Raw genomic sequence first — 18786 nt, forward strand, 5'->3', positions numbered from 1 at the left:
AGCAGGCACTGAGATGGTGGATAATTCACAAGAAACGACGCACTTTGGCTTTCAGACCGTCGCTAAAGAGCAGAAAGCTGACATGGTGGCCCACGTTTTTCATTCTGTGGCGTCTAAATATGACGTTATGAATGACTTAATGTCATTTGGCATTCATCGTTTGTGGAAGCGCTTCACCATTGACTGTAGTGGCGTGCGTCGTGGACAAACCGTTCTGGATTTAGCGGGCGGCACGGGCGATCTGACGGCGAAATTTTCTCGCATGGTTGGTGAAACCGGTAAGGTTATTCTGGCAGATATCAATGACTCAATGCTCAAAATGGGTCGCGAAAAGCTACGCAATATTGGCGTGATTGGTAACGTTGAATATGTCCAGGCAAATGCTGAGGCACTGCCGTTCCCTGACAATACCTTTGATTGCATCACCATTTCTTTCGGCCTGCGTAACGTTACGGATAAAGAGAAAGCGCTACGCTCGATGTATCGTGTGTTGAAACCTGGTGGGCGCTTACTGGTGCTGGAATTCTCCAAACCGATCATCGAACCGCTGAGCAAAGCGTATGATGCGTACTCTTTCCATATCTTGCCACGTATTGGTTCGATGGTTGCGAGCGACGCAGATAGCTACCGCTATTTGGCTGAGTCTATCCGTATGCATCCCGATCAGGACACGTTAAAAGCAATGATGCAAGATGCCGGGTTTGAAAGTGTTGATTACTACAACCTGACGGCAGGTGTTGTTGCGCTGCATCGTGGTTACAAGTTCTGACAGGAGGACCGGGGATGCCTTTAAAACCCTTAGTGACCGCTGGCGCTGAAAATCTGCTCAACACCTTTCTGTATCGTTCACCTGCGCTAAAATCAGCCCGAACGCGTTTGCAGAGCAAGGTACTGCGTGTTGATCTCAAAGGATTTTCTACGCCGTTAGTCCTGGTGTTCAGTGAGCGCCAGGTCGATGTGCTGGGGGCATGGGAAGGCGAAGCAGATTGCACCGTGATCACACATGCCAGCGTGTTACCAAAATTACGCGACCGGCAGCAGCTCACCACGCTTATTCGTAGCGGCGAACTGGAAGTGCAGGGCGATATTCAGGTGGTGCAGAACTTTGTGGCTCTGGCTGACCTGGCGGAATTTGACCCTGCAGAGCTATTAGCACCTTATACCGGTGATATCGTCGCGGAAGGTGTTAGCAAAGTCCTGCGCGGTGGCGCGAAGTTCCTGCGTCGTGGCATTCAACGTCAGCAACGTTATGTTGCCGAAGCGATCACTGAAGAGTGGCGTATGGCCCCTGGCCCGCTTGAAGTTGCATGGTTTGCGGAAGAAACGGCAGCGGTTGAGCGCGCGGTTGAATCTCTGGCCAGACGGCTGGAAAAACTGGAGGCCAAATGACGCCAGGAGAAGTACGGCGCCTTTATTTCATCATTCGCACTTTTTTAAGCTACGGTCTTGATGAACTCATCCCCAAAATGCGTATTACGCTGCCTCTCCGTTTGTGGCGTTACACATTGTTTTGGATGCCAAACCGACATAAAGATAAGCCGCTGGGTGAAAGGCTGAGACTGGCTTTGCAGGAATTGGGGCCGGTGTGGATCAAATTTGGTCAAATGCTCTCCACCCGTCGTGATCTGTTTCCGCCGCATATCGCTGATCAGCTCGCTCTGTTGCAGGATCGGGTTGCTCCATTCGATGGACAACGAGCAAAAGAACAGATTGAAGAAGCAATGGGTGGGCTACCTGTTGAAGAGTGGTTTGATGATTTTGAGATCACACCACTGGCATCTGCGTCTATTGCTCAGGTGCATACCGCGCGACTGAAGTCGAATGGCAAAGAGGTGGTGATCAAGGTTATTCGTCCGGATATCCTGCCGGTAATCAAAGCCGATTTAAAACTGATCTATCGTCTTGCTCGCTGGGTCCCTCGCCTGTTGCCGGACGGACGTCGTCTACGGCCAACCGAAGTGGTCCGTGAATATGAAAAAACATTGATTGACGAGCTGAACCTGCTGCGTGAGTCGGCAAACGCCATTCAACTGCGACGCAATTTTGAAGACAGCCCGATGCTGTATATCCCGGAAGTGTATTCCGACTATTGCAGTCAGAACATGATGGTGATGGAGCGTATTTACGGTATTCCTGTTTCGGATGTTGCAACGCTAGAGAAGAACGGCACCAACATGAAGCTGTTGGCCGAGCGTGGTGTTCAGGTCTTCTTTACTCAGGTATTCCGCGACAGTTTTTTCCATGCCGATATGCACCCGGGTAACATTTTCGTCAGCTATGAGCACCCTGAAAACCCGAAATACATCGGTATTGATTGCGGGATCGTGGGCTCATTAAATAAAGAAGATAAGCGCTATCTGGCTGAAAACTTTATTGCGTTTTTTAATCGCGATTACCGTAAGGTTGCCGAGCTACATGTCGATTCTGGTTGGGTACCCCCCGATACCAATGTTGAAGAATTTGAATTTGCCATTCGTACCGTGTGTGAGCCGATCTTCGAAAAGCCGCTGGCAGAGATCTCCTTTGGTCACGTGCTGTTGAATCTGTTCAATACGGCGCGTCGATTTAATATGGAAGTCCAGCCTCAACTGGTGTTGTTACAGAAGACGCTGTTGTACGTTGAGGGTGTTGGCCGACAGCTCTATCCTCAGTTGGATTTGTGGAAAACGGCCAAGCCTTTCCTTGAATCCTGGATCAAAGATCAGGTAGGTATTCCGGCGCTTGTCAGGGCATTTAAAGAAAAAGCACCGTTCTGGGTCGAAAAAATGCCAGAAATACCTGAACTGGTGTATGACAGTTTGCGCCAGGGCAAATATTTACAGCACAGTGTTGATAAGATTGCGCGCGAGCTTCATGCGAATCACGTACGTCAGGGACAATCCCGTTATTTATTGGGTATTGGCGCAACGTTGCTGTTAAGTGGGACATTCCTGCTGGTAAGCCGTCCTGAGTGGGGGCTTATGCCTGGCTGGTTAATCGCGGGTGGTGTTCTCGCCTGGCTGATCGGCTGGCGCAAAATGCGCTGATTTTTTCATCGCCCAAGGCAGGTCGTGTAACGTATACTACGGCCTTATTAATTCATCATCTATGACAGAGGAACATGTATGGGTGGTATCAGTATTTGGCAGTTGTTGATCATTGCCGTCATCGTTGTACTGCTATTTGGCACCAAGAAACTCGGCTCCATCGGTTCCGACCTTGGCGCGTCTATTAAAGGCTTCAAGAAAGCGATGGGTGATGATGAACCTAAGCAGGATAAAACCAGCCAGGACGCTGATTTTACCGCTAAATCCATCACCGATAAGCAGGGTGAAGTGAAGAAAGAAGACGCCAAAAGCCAAGATAAAGAGCAGGTATAATCCGTGTTTGATATCGGTTTTAGCGAACTGTTATTGGTGTTCGTTATCGGCCTCATCGTTCTGGGGCCACAACGATTGCCAGTGGCAGTAAAAACGGTCGCGGGCTGGGTCCGTGCGCTGCGCTCTCTTGCAACTACCGTGCAGAATGAACTGACCCAGGAGCTTAAGCTTCAGGAGTTTCAGGACAGCCTGAAGAAAGTAGAAAAAGCGAGCCTGACAAATTTAACGCCGGAGCTGAAAGCATCGATGGATGAGCTGCGCGAAGCGGCTGAGTCGATGAAGCGTTCTTACAGCGTGCACGATCCTGAGAAAGCGAGCGATGAAGCGCACACTATCCATAACCCCGTGGTGAAAGGAAGTGAAGCGCAGCACGAGGGGGTTACCCCTGCTACTGCTGAAGGACAGGCCAGTTCGCCGGAGCAAAAACCGGAATCCACGGGTGCTGACGCGCCGGAGTTGAAGGAAACTGCTTCCGTTACGTCGATGGACGCGGAAAAGAAACCTGCTGCACCTGCTGTCGAATCCTCACCCTCGTCGAGTGATAAACCGTAAACATGTCTGTAGAAGATACTCAACCGCTCATCACGCATCTTATTGAGCTGCGTAAGCGACTCCTGAACTGCATTATTGCGGTTATGGTGATCTTTCTGGCGTTGGTTTATTTTGCCAACGACATTTACCATATGGTTGCGGCACCGCTGATTAAGCAGATGCCTCAGGGTGCAACGATGATCGCCACCGATGTGGCTTCACCGTTCTTTACCCCGATAAAGCTAACCTTTATGGTGTCGCTGATCCTGTCGGCACCTGTGATCCTGTACCAGGTATGGGCATTTATCGCGCCTGCTTTGTATAAGCATGAACGCCGCCTTGTCGTGCCGCTGCTGGTCTCAAGTTCGCTGTTGTTCTATATCGGGATGGCATTCGCCTATTTTGTCGTCTTCCCGCTGGCGTTTGGCTTCCTTGCCAACACAGCTCCGCAAGGCGTGCAGGTTTCGACAGACATTGCCAGTTATCTCAGCTTTGTCATGGCACTGTTTATGGCGTTTGGTGTCTCTTTTGAGGTTCCTGTCGCCATTGTATTGCTGTGCTGGATGGGCATTACGACACCTGATGATTTACGTAAGAAACGTCCTTACGTAGTTGTCGGGGCATTTGTCGTGGGGATGTTACTGACTCCACCAGATGTCTTCTCGCAAACGCTGTTGGCTATACCGATGTACTGCCTGTTTGAAGTGGGTGTTTTCTTCTCTCGTTTCTATGTCGGTAAGCGACGTACGCGAGATGAGGACAACGAGGCTGAAGAAGCAAAAGAAGCCGACGCCACCGAGAAAACCGAAGAGTAAATTCAGCCGCCCGTAAGGGCGGTTGTCATATGGGAGGAAGCATGTTTGATATTGGCGTTAATCTAACCAGTTCACAATTTGCGAAAGACAGGGATGAGGTTGTAGCACGCGCTTTTGCTGCCGGTGTAAACGGCATGCTTCTGACCGGAACAAACCTGCATGAAAGCCAGCAGGCGCTAAAGCTGGCACAGCATTATCCACATTGCTGGTCCACTGCAGGCGTCCATCCGCATGACAGTAGCCAATGGCAATCCTCAACAGAGGCGGAAATTATTGCACTGGCGAACCAGTCCGAAGTGGTCGCCATTGGTGAATGCGGCCTGGATTTCAATCGTAATTACTCCACTCCACAGGAACAGGAACGGGCTTTTGAGGCGCAATTGCGTATTGCCGCCGAATTGCAGATGCCTGTTTTCATGCATTGTCGGGATGCCCACGAACGTTTTCTGACGCTGCTGGAACCCTGGCTGGACAGCCTCCCTGGTGCAGTGCTGCACTGTTTCACTGGCTCGCGCCAGGAGATGCAGGACTGCGTGGACAGAGGGCTTTATATCGGGATTACCGGATGGGTCTGCGATGAGCGTCGGGGTATGGAACTACGGGAGCTACTGCCTTTTATCCCGGTGGAAAGGCTGCTGATAGAAACAGATGCTCCCTATTTACTCCCACGCGATCTGGCCGTGAAGCCGACTTCCCGGCGCAATGAACCTGCGCACCTGCCGCATATTCTTGAGCGTATTGCGCACTGGCGCGGGGAAGACCCTCAGTGGCTATCAACGGCGATTGATGCCAACGTCAGAACGTTATTCGAAGTGACTTTCTGAGTCTGTTTATATCTTTCGAAAGCCGGTATTTTTCACGCTCTGCTTAACCTCTTTATTCAACAGGTTAAGCAGGAGCATGGAACGCGCTTCGCCGTCGGGTTCGGTGAAAATCGCCTTCAACCCTTCAAATGCCCCTTCAGTGATAATGACACTGTCGCCAGGATGTGGCGTTTCCGGGTCTACAATCCCCTCGGGCTTGTAGATAGAAAGCTGGTGAATAACGGGAGAGGGAACGGTAGCTGGTGTTGCCCCAAAGCGTACAAAATGGCTGACGCCACGCGTCGCATTGATGGTCGTGGTGTGGATCACTTCCGGATCGAATTCGACAAACATGTAATTAGGGAAAAGTGGCTCACTGACTGTGGTACGTTTACCACGCACCATTTTTTCCAGGGTGATCATTGGCGTCAGACAGTTTACTGCTTGTCTTTCCAGGTGTTCCTGGGCACGCTGAAGTTGCCCGCGTTTGCAGTACAGTAAATACCAGGCTTGCATAATAACTCTTATCCGCTTGTTCTGAGCGCAAGCATAGCAAAAGTCATTATACACTTCATCTTTCAAGCCTCATCGGTGTTGGTTGCCAGAGTTCACGCTAATTTAACAAAAATACAGCATCACAATGATGAACGCCGTATAATGAGGCGCTTACAAAGAGGCCAAAATGGACGCCATGAAATATCACGATTTACGCGACTTCCTGACGCAGCTTGAGCAGCAGGGCGAGCTCAAACGCATTACGCTTCCAGTGGATCCCCATCTGGAGATCACTGAAATTGCCGATCGCACCTTGCGTGCTGGTGGGCCTGCGCTGTTGTTTGAGAATCCAAAAGGCTATTCAATGCCGGTACTGTGCAATTTGTTTGGCACTCCGAAGCGTGTCGCCATGGGGATGGGGCAAGAAGATGTCTCAGCACTAAGGGAAGTTGGTAAGCTGTTGGCGTTTTTGAAAGAGCCGGAGCCGCCGAAAGGATTCCGCGATCTGTTTGATAAGCTGCCGCAGTTCAAGCAGGTGCTTAACATGCCGACCAAACGGCTACGCGGTGCGCCTTGTCAGCAAAAAATATCCTCAGGCGATGACGTTGATTTAAACCGTATACCGATCATGACCTGCTGGCCGGAAGATGCAGCGCCGCTAATTACATGGGGACTCACCGTCACGCGTGGACCGCATAAAGAGCGACAGAATCTGGGTATTTATCGCCAACAGTTGATTGGCAAAAATAAGCTCATTATGCGTTGGCTTTCACATCGTGGCGGCGCGCTGGATTATCAGGAGTGGTGCGCTGCACACCCTGGTGAGCGTTTCCCTGTCTCCGTTGCGTTAGGGGCAGACCCAGCGACCATCCTGGGTGCTGTGACCCCTGTGCCTGATACATTATCAGAGTACGCCTTTGCTGGGCTGCTGCGTGGCACTAAGACCGAAGTTGTCAAATGTATCTCCAACGATCTCGAAGTACCCGCCAGCGCTGAAATTGTTCTGGAAGGCTATATCGAGCCGGGTGAACTGGCACCGGAAGGACCGTATGGCGATCATACGGGTTATTACAATGAAGTGGATAGCTTCCCGGTTTTCACCGTCACCCACATTACCCAGCGTGAAGATGCGATTTATCACTCCACCTACACCGGACGTCCACCAGATGAGCCAGCGGTGCTCGGTGTGGCGCTGAATGAAGTCTTTGTCCCTATTCTGCAAAAGCAGTTCCCGGAAATCGTCGACTTTTATCTGCCGCCGGAAGGTTGTTCTTATCGGCTGGCCGTGGTGACGATGAAAAAACAGTACGCAGGCCATGCCAAACGCGTCATGATGGGCGTTTGGTCATTTTTGCGTCAGTTTATGTACACCAAATTTGTTATTGTCTGCGATGATGATGTCAACGCACGTGACTGGAACGATGTGATTTGGGCAATTACTACCCGTATGGACCCGGCCAGGGATACGGTACTGGTAGAGAATACGCCGATTGATTACCTGGACTTTGCCTCGCCGGTTTCCGGCCTTGGTTCAAAAATGGGGCTGGATGCCACAAATAAATGGCCGGGTGAAACCCAACGAGAGTGGGGACGCCCGATTAAAAAAGATCCTGAAGTGACTGCGCGTATTGACGCAATTTGGGATGAATTAGCCATCTTTAATGACGGCAAAAGCGCCTGAGGCGCGATCGTTTTGCCTATTGATCCGACAGAGAGAGCGCATGACAACCTTAAGCTGTAAAGTGACCTCGGTAGAAGCTATCACTGACACCGTATATCGCGTACGTTTAGTGCCGGACGCGGCGTTTTCCTTTCGTGCTGGTCAGTATTTAATGGTCGTGATGGACGAACGTGATAAACGCCCGTTCTCCATGGCATCTACGCCGGATGAGCACGGGTTCATTGAGCTGCACGTGGGTGCTTCTGAGCTAAATCTTTATGCCATGGCTGTTATGGACCGAATTCTGAAAGATCGGGAAATTAAGGTCGATATCCCGTACGGTGAAGCCTGGCTGCGTGATGATGAGAATCGTCCGCTGATCCTGATTGCTGGCGGCACAGGGTTTTCATACGTACGTTCGATTTTGCTGACAGCACTGACGCGCAATCCAAACCGGGATATCACTATTTACTGGGGCGGACGAGAAGAGAAACATCTCTACGATCTCTCTGAACTGGAGGCACTGTCAGTTAATCATCCGAACCTGCGTGTTGAGCCGGTAGTGGAACAGCCTGAAACGGGCTGGCGTGGTCGTACGGGAACCGTATTAACGGCGGTGTTACAGGATTACGGCACTCTGGCGGAACATGATATTTATATCGCCGGGCGTTTCGAGATGGCTAAAATCGCGCGCGACCTGTTCTGCAATGAACGTCAGGCACGTGAAGATCGTCTGTTTGGCGACGCGTTCGCGTTTATTTAAGCGATGTGCGCCGGAACCCCGCCGGCGCATTGATAAATTCCCCACCTTCCACATGACGGTTGCTGGCCCAGCATCTTTGTATATCTCCTGCTTTACAAAACCGTATTATTTTTAGTAAACAAAATTACTTTCCTATTTATTTGCAGACATCACAGCGTTTTGTGACATCTCACAATTTGTTTAGTAAACAAATTAGGCACTCTATGCAGCATCATAACTGCGAGATGCCAATGAGAGGAGAGGTCACCATGAGGCTCGGACTGGATATAGGCGGGACTAAAATCGAAGCGGTGGTAATTGATAAAACGGGTGAGATTATTTACCGCGAACGATGCGCTACACCCAGGCAAAGCTACGGCGATTTTTTCCAGGCCGTGACGGATATGATTGCTAAGGCTATGCAGACCGTTAACCAACCTTTGTCGGTCGGTATCGGGGTCCCTGGAGCCGTAGACAGCAAGGGATTAATTAAAAATTCCAACATTCTGGTGCTAAATCAACAGGCTTTTACCCGTGACCTTGAACACGCATTAGGGATGCCTGTGCCCGTCACTAACGATGCTAACTGCTTTACACTGTCAGAGGCTATGGACGGCAGTGGACGCGGACACAGTGTGGTATTTGGCGTAATTCTCGGTACTGGCTGCGGAGGCGGATTGTGTATTGATAACCGTTTGATCTCCGGTCCTAATGCCTGCGCTGGAGAGTGGGGGCATAATGCATTGCCACGTTACCATGAGTCCCGGGATGGTGAGGTGGTTACCTGCTATTGCGGGCAACAGAACTGTATTGAAAGTTTTATCTCTGGTAGTGGTCTGGAACGCCAGTACATGAATCACACTCATCAACATGTCAGCGTTCCTCACATCATGCAGCAGGTAGAATTGGGTGATGCAGACGCTTGCCTATTATGGGAGCGTTACAGTGATCAACTGGCGCGCGCGTTGGCGAGTATTGTGAATACACTCGACCCTGATGTCATTGTGCTGGGAGGCGGGGTATCTAATATAGATATACTGTATTCAGGTTTGCAGGCGCGCGTGGCACAGTACGTATTTGGTAAACAGTGCCATACACCGATTATTCAGGCCCGCCACGGCGACAGCAGCGGCGTACGCGGCGCGGCCTGGCTGGGAGCACAACAAGCCAGCGAAAATCAATGAGAATGAAATGACGAAACCTGTACGTATCAGAGATATTGCCGAAGCCTGCGGCGTCTCAGTTGGGGCTGTATCCCGCGCACTAAAAGGTCAACCCGGATTGCGTGAAGATACCCGATTGCGCATTATTTCTGTGGCACAACAGCAAGGTTATGATTTTTCCCGCCTGCGCAGTGACAAGCTTAAGCGAGTCCTGTTTTTGTTGCATCGACAACACAATATTAGCCGGGCATTGCCGTTTTACTCGCAGCTGTTACTGGGTATTGATGATGCCTGCCGTGATCAGGGTATTGCGCTGAGCTTTCTCTCTATCGGTCCGGGCGATGCGGTAAGTGAGCAGGTGATGCTGCACCAGCCGGATGCGCTGATCTGCGCCGGATTTTTTGAGCCTGAATTGCTTGGGTTGCTGCAACAGATGAAATTGCCGCTGGTGCTGGTGGATCTGTGGGCTCCAGGTTTGCCATGCGTCAATCCGGACAATACCCAGGGCGGCTATCTGGCGACAAAACACTTGATCGAGCAGGGGCGTAGCCGTATCGCTTTTCTTGCCAGTACTCTCTCACACTACAGTATTTGTCAGCGCGAAAAGGGTTATCGCCGGGCACTGTATGAAGCCCGTCTGCTGATGCCTCCAGAGTTCGAAGCCATCGCACCGCCGCTGCTGGATACCGAGCAATCGTTGGTCGAGGCGGTTAATGAACTGCTCAGACTGCCGGAACCGCCCGATGCCATTTTTGCTTATAACGATGCGGCGGCGATGGTTGTTCAACGGGTTTGCGCGCAGCAGGGGATTCGTATTCCGGAAGATCTTGCGCTGGTAGGATTTGATGATATTGATGCTGCGGCCTGGTCACATCCGCCGCTGACTACAATCGCGGTTGATAAGCAGCAACTGGGGCGCGAAGCACTGCGTTTACTGCTGGAAGGCAAGCCGGAAGAGAATCTGTTGCTGCCGGTGCAGTTGGTGGTACGTGGTAGTTCAGGGAAATAAAAAACCCGCCCCTGACAGGCGGGAAGAACGGCAACTAAACTTTCTCTCTTCGCCATTGGCACCATAACTGTGTTGGCTGCGCTCATTCACCCGAATCACTTACTACACGTAAGCTCATCGGGGTTCATTCACTTGCCGCCTTGTTCTGGCACCAATGGCTTTGAGATAACTTTTCGTAGGCCGGGCAAGCGAAGCGCCCCCGGCATGCTTTGATTACACTCGCTCAAATACTGTCGCGATACCCTGACCTAACCCGATACACATCGTCGCCAGACCGAACTGCACGTCTTTGCGTTCCATCAGGTTGAGCAGGGTGGTACTGATACGCGCCCCAGAGCATCCCAGTGGGTGACCCAGTGCGATCGCCCCGCCATTGAGGTTGATCTTCTCGTCGATCTGCTCCATCAGCCCCAGATCTTTAATGCACGGCAGGATCTGGGCGGCAAAGGCTTCGTTCATCTCAAACAAGCCGATGTCGCTGGTGGAGAGTCCTGTTTTTTTCAGCGCCAGCTTTGAGGCAGGAACCGGACCATAACCCATGATTGAGGGGTCACAGCCGACTACGGCCATCGAGCGGATACGCGCACGCGGCGTCAGACCCAGTTCACGAGCACGGCTCTCACTCATTACCAGCATCGCGGCAGCACCATCAGAGAGCGCGGAAGAGGTACCCGCGGTGACGGTACCGCTGACCGGATCGAATGCCGGGCGAAGGGTGGACAGCGCGTCGACAGTGGTTTCCGGACGGATAACTTCATCATAGTTAAACTGTTTCAACACGCCATCGGCATCGTGACCGCCAGTCGGGATGATCTCGTTTTTAAAGGCACCGGACTGAGTAGCAGCCCAGGCACGAGCATGTGAGCGTGCGGCGAAGGCATCCTGCATTTCACGGCTGATACCGTGCATACGAGAGAGCATTTCTGCCGTCAGCCCCATCATTCCCGCGGCTTTCGCTACGTTACGGCTCATACCCGGGTGGAAATCAACGCCATGGCTCATTGGCACATGGCCCATATGTTCCACGCCGCCCACCAGGCACGCCTGTGCATCGCCAGTCATAATCATGCGTGCCGCATCGTGCAGGGCCTGCATCGACGAACCACACAGACGGTTGACCGTAACCGCAGGAACGGAGTGTGGGACTTCTGCCAGCAGTGCGGCGTTACGGGCGATATTGAAACCCTGCTCCAGCGTCTGCTGCACACAACCCCAGTAAATATCATCGAGCGCGGTGGGTTCCAGCGCGGGATTACGCGCCAGCAGACTACGCATCAAGTGTGCGGAGAGATCTTCTGCCCGCACGTTGCGAAACGCGCCCCCTTTCGAACGGCCCATCGGGGTACGGATCGCATCAACAATTACAACCTGTTCCATTGTGACTCCTTAAGCCGTTTTCAGGTCGCCAACCGGGCGGGCAGGCTCAACCGGGGGATAATACGGTTCGTTATGGCGTGCTTTATCACGCAGACCGGCTGGTACTTCGTACAGCGGACCCAGGTGCTGATACTGCTGCGCCATATCGAGATACTTCGCACTGCCAAGTGTATCCAGCCAGCGGAACGCACCACCGTGGAACGGAGGGAAGCCCAGACCATAAACCAGTGCCATATCGGCTTCTGCCGGGCTGGCAATGATGCCTTCCTCCAGGCAACGCACCACTTCGTTGACCATTGGGATCATCATACGAGCGATAATCTCTTCGTCGCTGAAGTCGCGTTTCGGCTGGCTAACGTCTGCCAGTAAGCCATCAACGGCGGCGTCTTCTTCTTTCTTCGGCTTGCCCTTGTTGTCTTCTTTATAACGCCAGAATCCAAGACCGTTTTTCTGTCCGAAACGGCTGGCATCAAACAGCGCATCAATTGCGTCGCGATAATCTTTCTGCATACGCTGCGGGAAGCCCGCGGACATCACCGCCTGAGCGTGATGCGCGGTATCAATACCCACCACGTCCAGCAGATAAGCCGGGCCCATTGGCCAGCCAAACTGTTTCTCCATCACTTTGTCGACTTTGCGGAAATCCGCACCGTCGCGCAGTAACTGGCTGAAGCCCGCAAAGTAAGGGAACAGCACGCGGTTGACAAAGAAGCCTGGGCAGTCGTTAACCACAATAGGTGTTTTACCCATCTGGCTTGCCCACGCGACAACCTTGGCGATAGTTTCATCCGAGCTTTTCTCTCCGCGAATGATCTCAACCAGCGGCATACGGTGCACCGGGTTAAAGAAGTGCATACCGCAGAAGTTTTCCGGGCGTTTGAGAACGCTGGCCAGCTCGTTAATTGGGATAGTAGACGTATTCGACGCCAGTACGGTGTCCGGGCGCACCTTATCTTCGGTTTCCGCCAGTACCGCTTTTTTTACTTTCGGGTTTTCGACTACCGCTTCAACTACCACATCTACACGCTCGAAACCGCTATAGTCGAGAGTTGGCTGAATGGTTGAAATGACGCCGGCCATTTTCAGACCGTCTATCTTGCCGCGCTCAAGCTGTTTGTTCAGCAGCTTGGCCGCTTCGGTCATACCCAGCGTCAGTGATTTGTCATTGATGTCTTTCATCACTACTGGCACGCCTTTCCAGGCAGACTGGTAAGCAATACCGCCGCCCATAATGCCTGCGCCCAGCACCGCTGCTTGCTTTGGTGCCTCAATATTTTTGGTGAGCTTTTTGGCTTTGGCTTTCACGAACTGATCGTTAAGGAAGATCCCAACCAGCGCGCGGGCTTCACTGGTGTGCGCCAGTGGAACAAAGCTTTTATTTTCCAGATTCAGCGCTTCTTCACGGCCAAAACGGGCCGCTGCTTCAATGGTTTTTACCGCGGTAATCGGTGCGGGATAATGCTTACCGGCCGTCTGCGCCACCATGCCTTTGGCGATGGTAAAGCTCATGGCCGCTTCAATTTTGCTGAGTTTCAGTGGTTCCAGCTTCGGCTGGCGTTTGGCTTTCCAGTCGAGGTCGCCGTTAATCGCCTGACGTAATACCGCGATCGCGCCATCAAGCAGTTTGTCTTGTTTCACTACGCCATCGACCAGGCCGATTTTTAGCGCCTGCTCAGCACCAACATCTTTACCCGCAGCAATGATTTCCAGCGCACTGTCCGCACCCAACATGCGCGGCATACGCACGGAACCGCCAAAGCCCGGCATAATGCCCAGTTTGGTTTCCGGCAGACCAATGCGCAGATCCGGTGTTGCCAGACGATAATCAGTTGCCAGCACACACTCGCAGCCGCCGCCCAGCGCGTAACCGTTTACCGCAGAGATAGTTGGAACAGGCAGATCTTCCAGGCGATTAAAGACGCTATTGGCAAAGTGCAGCCACTGGCTCAACTGCTCTTCGGGAACGAGGAACAGTGAAAGAAATTCGGTGATATCGGCACCGACAATAAAAGCCGCTTTATTAGAGCGCAGGAGCAGCCCTTTTAAATTTGGTTGTTTTTCCAGCACGTCAAGCGCATGGCCCAGGCTGGCAACGGTGGCCGTGTCGAGTTTATTGACCGAACCAGGGGCATCGAACACCAGTTCGGCGATGCCATCTTCCAGCCAGTCAAGGTACAGGGTGTCGCCTTTGTAAAGCATGTCAGTCTCCTGAATCCGCAAGGTGATCTGGTCATACCAGATGAATCGAAGTGTGTGTTTTATGTTAAAAAAATGCAAATAAATGATTAAAGAAATGACGATTCGATCACGCTCGGCAGAAATCACGCAGTCATAAAGCGATGTGCTAAGATGCGGAGACTTGAGGTCAAAAAAACAGAAGGATAGAAAATGGAATCACTGGCCGCACTCTATAAGAATCATATTGTTACCTTACAAGAACGTACGCGTGATGCACTGGCTCGCTTCAAGCTGGATGCGTTACTTATTCATTCTGGCGAGCTTGTTAACGTTTTTCTCGACGACCATCCGTATCCGTTTAAGGTCAACCCGCAGTTTAAAGCCTGGGTTCCCGTAACGCAGGTTCCCAACTGCTGGTTGCTGGTGGATGGTGTGAATAAGCCAAAACTGTGGTTCTATTTGCCGGTTGATTACTGGCACAACGTAGAGCCGCTGCCGACCTCCTTCTGGACGGAAGAAGTCGAGATCATTGCGCTGCCTAAAGCGGAGGGTATCGGTAGCCAACTGCCTGCTGCACGCGGCAATATCGGTTATATCGGTCCGGTTCCGGAACGTGCGCTGCAACTGGACATCGCGGCCAGCAACATCAACCCGAAAGGGGTAATCGACTACCTGCACTATTACCGCGCCTATAAAACAGATTACGAACTGGCCTGTATGCGTGAAGCGCAGAAAATGGCGGTGAGTGGGCACCGTGCCGCGGAAGAAGCGTTCCGTTCCGGGATGAGCGAGTTTGATATCAACCTCGCTTACCTGACCGCGACCGGTCACCGCGATACCGACGTACCGTACAGCAATATCGTCGCACTCAATGAACACGCCTCTGTGCTGCATTATACCAAACTGGATCATCAGGCTCCGTCCGAAATCCGCAGCTTCCTGCTGGATGCGGGGGCGGAATATAACGGTTATGCAGCAGACCTGACGCGTACCTGGTCGGCGAAAAGCGACAACGACTATGCACAGCTGGTGAAAGACGTTAACGACGAAGAGTTGGCGCTCATCGCGACGATGAAAGCGGGTGTCAGCTATGTGGACTATCACATTCAGTTCCATCAGCGTATTGCGAAGCTGCTGCGTAAACATCAAATCATCACCGACATGAGTGAAGAGGCGATGGTGGAAAATGATCTCACTGGACCGTTTATGCCGCACGGTATCGGTCACCCGCTGGGTCTGCAGGTGCATGATGTTGCCGGTTTCATGCAGGATGACACGGGCACACACCTTGCCGCGCCGTCGAAGTACCCTTACTTGCGTTGCACCCGTGTGCTGCAGCCGGGCATGGTTCTGACCATCGAACCGGGTATCTACTTCATTGAATCGCTGCTCGCCCCGTGGCGTGAAGGGAAATTCAGCAAACACTTCAACTGGCAGAAAATTGAAGCGCTGAAGCCCTTCGGCGGGATTCGTATTGAAGATAACGTGGTTGTCCACGAGAGCAATATTGAAAACATGACGCGGGATTTGAAACTGGCGTAATGGACAGTTGGTTAATCCCTGCGGCGCCGGTTAGCGTCGTTGAAGAAATCAAAAAAAGCCGCTTCATTACGTTACTTGCCCATACGGACGGTGTAGAAGCGGCGAAAGCGTTTGTTGAGTCAGTCAGAGCGGAACACCCGGATGCCCGTCATCATTGTGTGGCGTGGGTGGCGGGTGCGCCGAATGACTCGCAGCAGCTGGGGTTTTCAGACGATGGTGAACCGGCGGGTACGGCAGGAAAGCCGATGCTCGCACAATTGATGGGGAGCGGCGTTGGTGAGATTACCGCGGTGGTCGTGCGCTACTATGGCGGTATCCTTCTTGGCACCGGCGGGCTGGTGAAAGCCTATGGTGGCGGTGTAAATCAGGCGCTGCGTCAGTTGACGACACAGCGCAAGACGCCATTAACCGAATATACTTTGCAGTGTGAGTACGGCCAACTGGCAGGTATTGAAGCCTTGCTGGGGCAGTTTGACGGTAAAGTCGTCGCCAGTGATTACCAGGCTTTTGTTCGGCTCAGGGTGGCGCTTCCTTTTGCGAAAGTGGATGAATTTTCAGCAAAGCTGGCGGATTTTAGTCGTGGTTCATTGCAATTGTTAGCGATTGAAGAATAATCCCCACCTCATTTTAAAGAACTAAGGAAGCGGCAGAGATGCATTTTCGCGCCATCACCCGAATCGTTGGACTACTGGTCATCTTATTTTCGGGGACGATGATCATCCCCGGACTGGTAGCACTTATCTACCGTGATGGTGCGGGTCGTGCATTTACGCAAACTTTCTTTGTTGCCCTGGCGATTGGCTCCATGTTGTGGTGGCCGAACCGTAAGGAGAAGGGCGAGCTGAAATCCCGTGAAGGGTTTCTGATAGTCGTCTTATTCTGGACTGTGCTGGGCAGCGTGGGTGCGCTACCGTTTATTTTCGCAGAGAGCCCGAACCTCACGATCACCGATGCTTTTTTTGAATCCTTCTCCGGGTTAACCACCACGGGGGCGACGACGCTGGTGGGGTTGGATTCACTGCCGCATGCCATTCTCTTTTATCGTCAGATGCTGCAATGGTTTGGTGGTATGGGGATCATCGTCCTGGCGGTAGCTATCCTGCCTATCCTTGGCGTGGGTGGGATGCAGCTCTATCGTGCAGAAATGCCGGGGCCGCTGAAAGATAACAAAATGCGCCCACGTATTGCCGAAACTGCGAAAACCTTGTGGCTCATCTATGTGCTATTGACGGTTGCGTGTGCGCTGGCGCTGTGGTTTGCCGGGATGCCTGCCTTTGACGCTATTGGCCATAGCTTTGCCACCATTGCCATCGGCGGCTTTTCAACACACGACGCCAGTGTGGGCTATTTCGACAGCCCTACCATCAACACCATTATCGCTATCTTCTTGCTGATCTCTGGTTGTAACTACGGTTTGCACTTCTCTTTACTAAGTGGACGCAGCCTGAAGGTTTATTGGCGCGACCCTGAATTCCGCATGTTTATCGGAGTGCAGTTAACACTGGTGGCTGTTTGTACGCTGGTGCTGTGGATACACAATACATACGGTTCGGCGCTTACGACAATCAACCAGGCATTTTTCCAGGTTGTATCGATGGCGACCACTGCCGGATTTACCACAGACAGTATTGCTCGCTGGCCGTTGTTCCTGCCGGTGTTGCTACTGTGTTCTGCGTTTATTGGTGGCTGTGCCGGGTCAACGGGCGGTGGTTTGAAGGTGATTCGTATCCTATTACTGTTTAAACAGGGTAACCGCGAACTGAAGCGACTGGTTCACCCTAATGCGGTCTATAGCATTAAGTTAGGCAACCGTGCGTTGCCGGAACGAATCCTTGAAGCGGTATGGGGCTTCTTTTCTGCCTATGCGCTGGTCTTTATTATCAGTATGCTGGCAATTATTGCGACTGGTGTGGATGACTTCTCTGCGTTTGCCTCCGTAGTGGCGACGTTGAATAACCTCGGGCCTGGGCTCGGGGTTGTTGCCGACAATTTTGCCAGCATGAACCCGGTGGCGAAATGGATCCTGATTGCCAACATGCTGTTTGGTCGTCTGGAAGTCTTTACTCTGCTGGTGCTCTTTACCCCTACTTTCTGGCGTGAATAATGGAGTAACACGTGAAAACACTGATTCTTTTTTCTTCCCGGGACGGACAAACGCGTGAAATCGCTGAGTATCTGGCTTCTGAACTTAAAGAGCTGGGTGTCTGGGCAGATGTCATGAATTTGCATCGTACCGAAGAGCCTGAGTGGAAAAATTATGACAGCGTGGTGATTGGCGCATCAATTCGCTATGGCCATTACCATTCTGCATTTCAGGAGTTTGTGAAAAAGCATGCCACGCAACTGAATACAATGCCGAGTGCGTTTTACTCTGTTAACCTGGTTGCCCGCAAACCGGAAAAACGCACACCGCAAACTAATAGTTATGCGCGTAAGTTTCTGATGAGCTCTCCGTGGCGACCAGATCGCAGTGCGGTGATCGCGGGTGCTTTGCTTTATCCTCGTTATCGTTGGTATGACCGTGTCATGATCCAACTGATTATGAAGATGTCAGGTGGTGAAACGGATACGAAGAAAGAAGTGATCTATACCGACTGGGAACAGGTAGCGGGTTTTGCGCGGGAAATAGCCCAACTAACCAACAAAACGTTGCCAAAATAAACGGAAAGAATAAAAAATACGCACTCAGTAAATAATTTCAAATTTCCCCTTGTCAGCCTGAAATAACTCCCTATAATGCGCCTCCACTGACACGGAACAACGGATTACAAGCCGCCGGGTCAGCGGGGTTCCACTGAGAACTCCGGCGAAGAAAGCGAAATTAAATGCTTGACTTCGTAGCGGGATGGCGTAATATGCACACCCCGCGCCGCTGAGAAAAAGCGAAGCGGCACTGCTCTTTAACAATTTATCAGACAATCTGTGTGGGCACTCGAAGATACGGATTCTTAACGTCGCAAGACGAAAAATGAATACCAAGTCTCTTGAGTGAACATACGTAATTCATTACGAAGTTTAATTCACGAGCATCAAACTTAAATTGAAGAGTTTGATCATGGCTCAGATTGAACGCTGGCGGCAGGCCTAACACATGCAAGTCGAACGGTAGCAC

General features: G+C 51.8%; 18 protein-coding genes and 1 rRNA gene. 16 read left to right on the forward strand and 3 right to left on the reverse strand.

Annotation, left to right across the window (positions count from 1 at the left end):
* Nucleotides 1-13: 13 nt before the first annotated feature.
* The 7 genes from ubiE (at nt 14) to tatD (ending at nt 5529) form a co-directional block, all read left to right on the forward strand.
* Nucleotides 14-769 (forward strand): bifunctional demethylmenaquinone methyltransferase/2-methoxy-6-polyprenyl-1,4-benzoquinol methylase UbiE, encoded by a 756-nt coding sequence (gene ubiE, locus NNN64_RS07890; RefSeq protein WP_202037298.1) that lies wholly within the window; start codon nt 14-16, stop codon nt 767-769.
* A 14-nt stretch (nt 770-783) separates the two neighbouring features.
* Entirely contained in the window at nt 784-1389 is a 606-nt protein-coding gene (gene ubiJ / locus NNN64_RS07895; RefSeq protein ID WP_271441026.1) for a ubiquinone biosynthesis protein UbiJ, read from the forward strand.
* Nucleotides 1386-3026: a ubiquinone biosynthesis regulatory protein kinase UbiB gene (ubiB, locus tag NNN64_RS07900; protein WP_271441027.1), complete on the forward strand. Its 1641-nt coding sequence runs from the start codon at nt 1386-1388 to the stop codon at nt 3024-3026. Before ubiJ ends, ubiB begins: the two co-directional genes overlap by 4 nt.
* A 78-nt stretch (nt 3027-3104) precedes the next feature.
* Nucleotides 3105-3359 (forward strand): Sec-independent protein translocase subunit TatA, encoded by a 255-nt coding sequence (gene tatA, locus NNN64_RS07905; protein ID WP_003017888.1) that lies wholly within the window; start codon nt 3105-3107, stop codon nt 3357-3359.
* Between the two features lie 3 nt (nt 3360-3362).
* A complete protein-coding gene (tatB, locus tag NNN64_RS07910; protein ID WP_271441028.1) occupies nt 3363-3911 on the forward strand; it encodes a Sec-independent protein translocase protein TatB in 549 nt (182 codons plus the stop codon).
* A gap of 2 nt (nt 3912-3913) precedes the next feature.
* Complete coding sequence (gene tatC, locus NNN64_RS07915; RefSeq protein WP_137383148.1) at nt 3914-4705, forward strand: Sec-independent protein translocase subunit TatC; 792 nt, start codon at nt 3914-3916, stop codon at nt 4703-4705.
* A gap of 41 nt (nt 4706-4746) precedes the next feature.
* Nucleotides 4747-5529 carry a 3'-5' ssDNA/RNA exonuclease TatD gene (gene tatD / locus NNN64_RS07920; RefSeq protein WP_137383147.1) on the forward strand — a complete coding sequence of 261 codons (783 nt, stop codon included), beginning with the start codon at nt 4747-4749 and terminating at the stop codon, nt 5527-5529.
* Nucleotides 5530-5535: 6 nt separating this feature from the next.
* On the opposite strand, the gene rfaH is transcribed toward tatD, so the two are convergent.
* Nucleotides 5536-6024 carry a transcription/translation regulatory transformer protein RfaH gene (gene rfaH, locus NNN64_RS07925; RefSeq protein ID WP_137383146.1) on the reverse strand — a complete coding sequence of 163 codons (489 nt, stop codon included), beginning with the start codon at nt 6022-6024 and terminating at the stop codon, nt 5536-5538.
* Between the two features lie 166 nt (nt 6025-6190).
* Between rfaH and ubiD the strand changes: the two genes are divergently transcribed.
* The 4 genes from ubiD to NNN64_RS07945 all read left to right on the forward strand — a co-directional run bounded on the left by ubiD (nt 6191) and on the right by NNN64_RS07945 (nt 10577).
* Nucleotides 6191-7684, forward strand: coding sequence for a 4-hydroxy-3-polyprenylbenzoate decarboxylase (ubiD, locus tag NNN64_RS07930; protein WP_040230095.1), 1494 nt, complete (start codon nt 6191-6193; stop codon nt 7682-7684).
* Nucleotides 7685-7724: 40 nt separating this feature from the next.
* Nucleotides 7725-8426, forward strand: a complete 702-nt coding sequence (gene fre, locus NNN64_RS07935; protein ID WP_271441029.1) for an NAD(P)H-flavin reductase — start codon at nt 7725-7727, stop codon at nt 8424-8426.
* 248 nt (nt 8427-8674) lie between these two features.
* On the forward strand, nt 8675-9589 hold the full coding sequence (locus tag NNN64_RS07940) for an ROK family protein (protein WP_271441030.1): 915 nt from the start codon (nt 8675-8677) through the stop codon (nt 9587-9589).
* A 7-nt stretch (nt 9590-9596) separates the two neighbouring features.
* Complete coding sequence (locus NNN64_RS07945) at nt 9597-10577, forward strand: LacI family DNA-binding transcriptional regulator (RefSeq protein WP_271441031.1); 981 nt, start codon at nt 9597-9599, stop codon at nt 10575-10577.
* Nucleotides 10578-10790: 213 nt separating this feature from the next.
* Here the strand turns inward: NNN64_RS07945 and fadA are convergent, their stop codons facing one another.
* Both fadA and fadB read right to left on the reverse strand, forming a co-directional pair.
* Entirely contained in the window at nt 10791-11954 is a 1164-nt protein-coding gene (gene fadA, locus NNN64_RS07950) for an acetyl-CoA C-acyltransferase FadA (RefSeq protein WP_271441032.1), read from the reverse strand.
* 9 nt (nt 11955-11963) lie between these two features.
* Nucleotides 11964-14153 carry a fatty acid oxidation complex subunit alpha FadB gene (gene fadB, locus NNN64_RS07955; RefSeq protein ID WP_271441033.1) on the reverse strand — a complete coding sequence of 730 codons (2190 nt, stop codon included), beginning with the start codon at nt 14151-14153 and terminating at the stop codon, nt 11964-11966.
* Nucleotides 14154-14342: 189 nt separating this feature from the next.
* On the opposite strand from fadB, the gene pepQ reads away from it, so the two are divergent.
* The 5 genes from pepQ to NNN64_RS07980 form a co-directional block, all read left to right on the forward strand.
* The gene (gene pepQ, locus NNN64_RS07960; RefSeq protein ID WP_271441034.1) at nt 14343-15674 is read left to right on the forward strand and encodes a Xaa-Pro dipeptidase; all 1332 of its coding nucleotides are present in this window, start codon (nt 14343-14345) and stop codon (nt 15672-15674) included.
* Complete coding sequence (locus NNN64_RS07965; protein WP_271441035.1) at nt 15674-16288, forward strand: IMPACT family protein; 615 nt, start codon at nt 15674-15676, stop codon at nt 16286-16288. The genes pepQ and NNN64_RS07965 overlap by 1 nt, the downstream gene beginning before the upstream one ends.
* A 38-nt stretch (nt 16289-16326) precedes the next feature.
* Nucleotides 16327-17778 (forward strand): Trk system potassium transporter TrkH, encoded by a 1452-nt coding sequence (gene trkH, locus NNN64_RS07970; protein WP_003017848.1) that lies wholly within the window; start codon nt 16327-16329, stop codon nt 17776-17778.
* 11 nt (nt 17779-17789) lie between these two features.
* Nucleotides 17790-18335 carry a menaquinone-dependent protoporphyrinogen IX dehydrogenase gene (hemG, locus tag NNN64_RS07975; RefSeq protein WP_271441036.1) on the forward strand — a complete coding sequence of 182 codons (546 nt, stop codon included), beginning with the start codon at nt 17790-17792 and terminating at the stop codon, nt 18333-18335.
* 376 nt (nt 18336-18711) lie between these two features.
* Nucleotides 18712-18786, forward strand: a 16S ribosomal RNA gene (locus tag NNN64_RS07980); the annotation flags it as partial.

Origin of the sequence: Citrobacter sp. Igbk 14, from assembly GCF_028069825.1 — a bacterium.
GTDB lineage: Bacteria > Pseudomonadota > Gammaproteobacteria > Enterobacterales > Enterobacteriaceae > Citrobacter.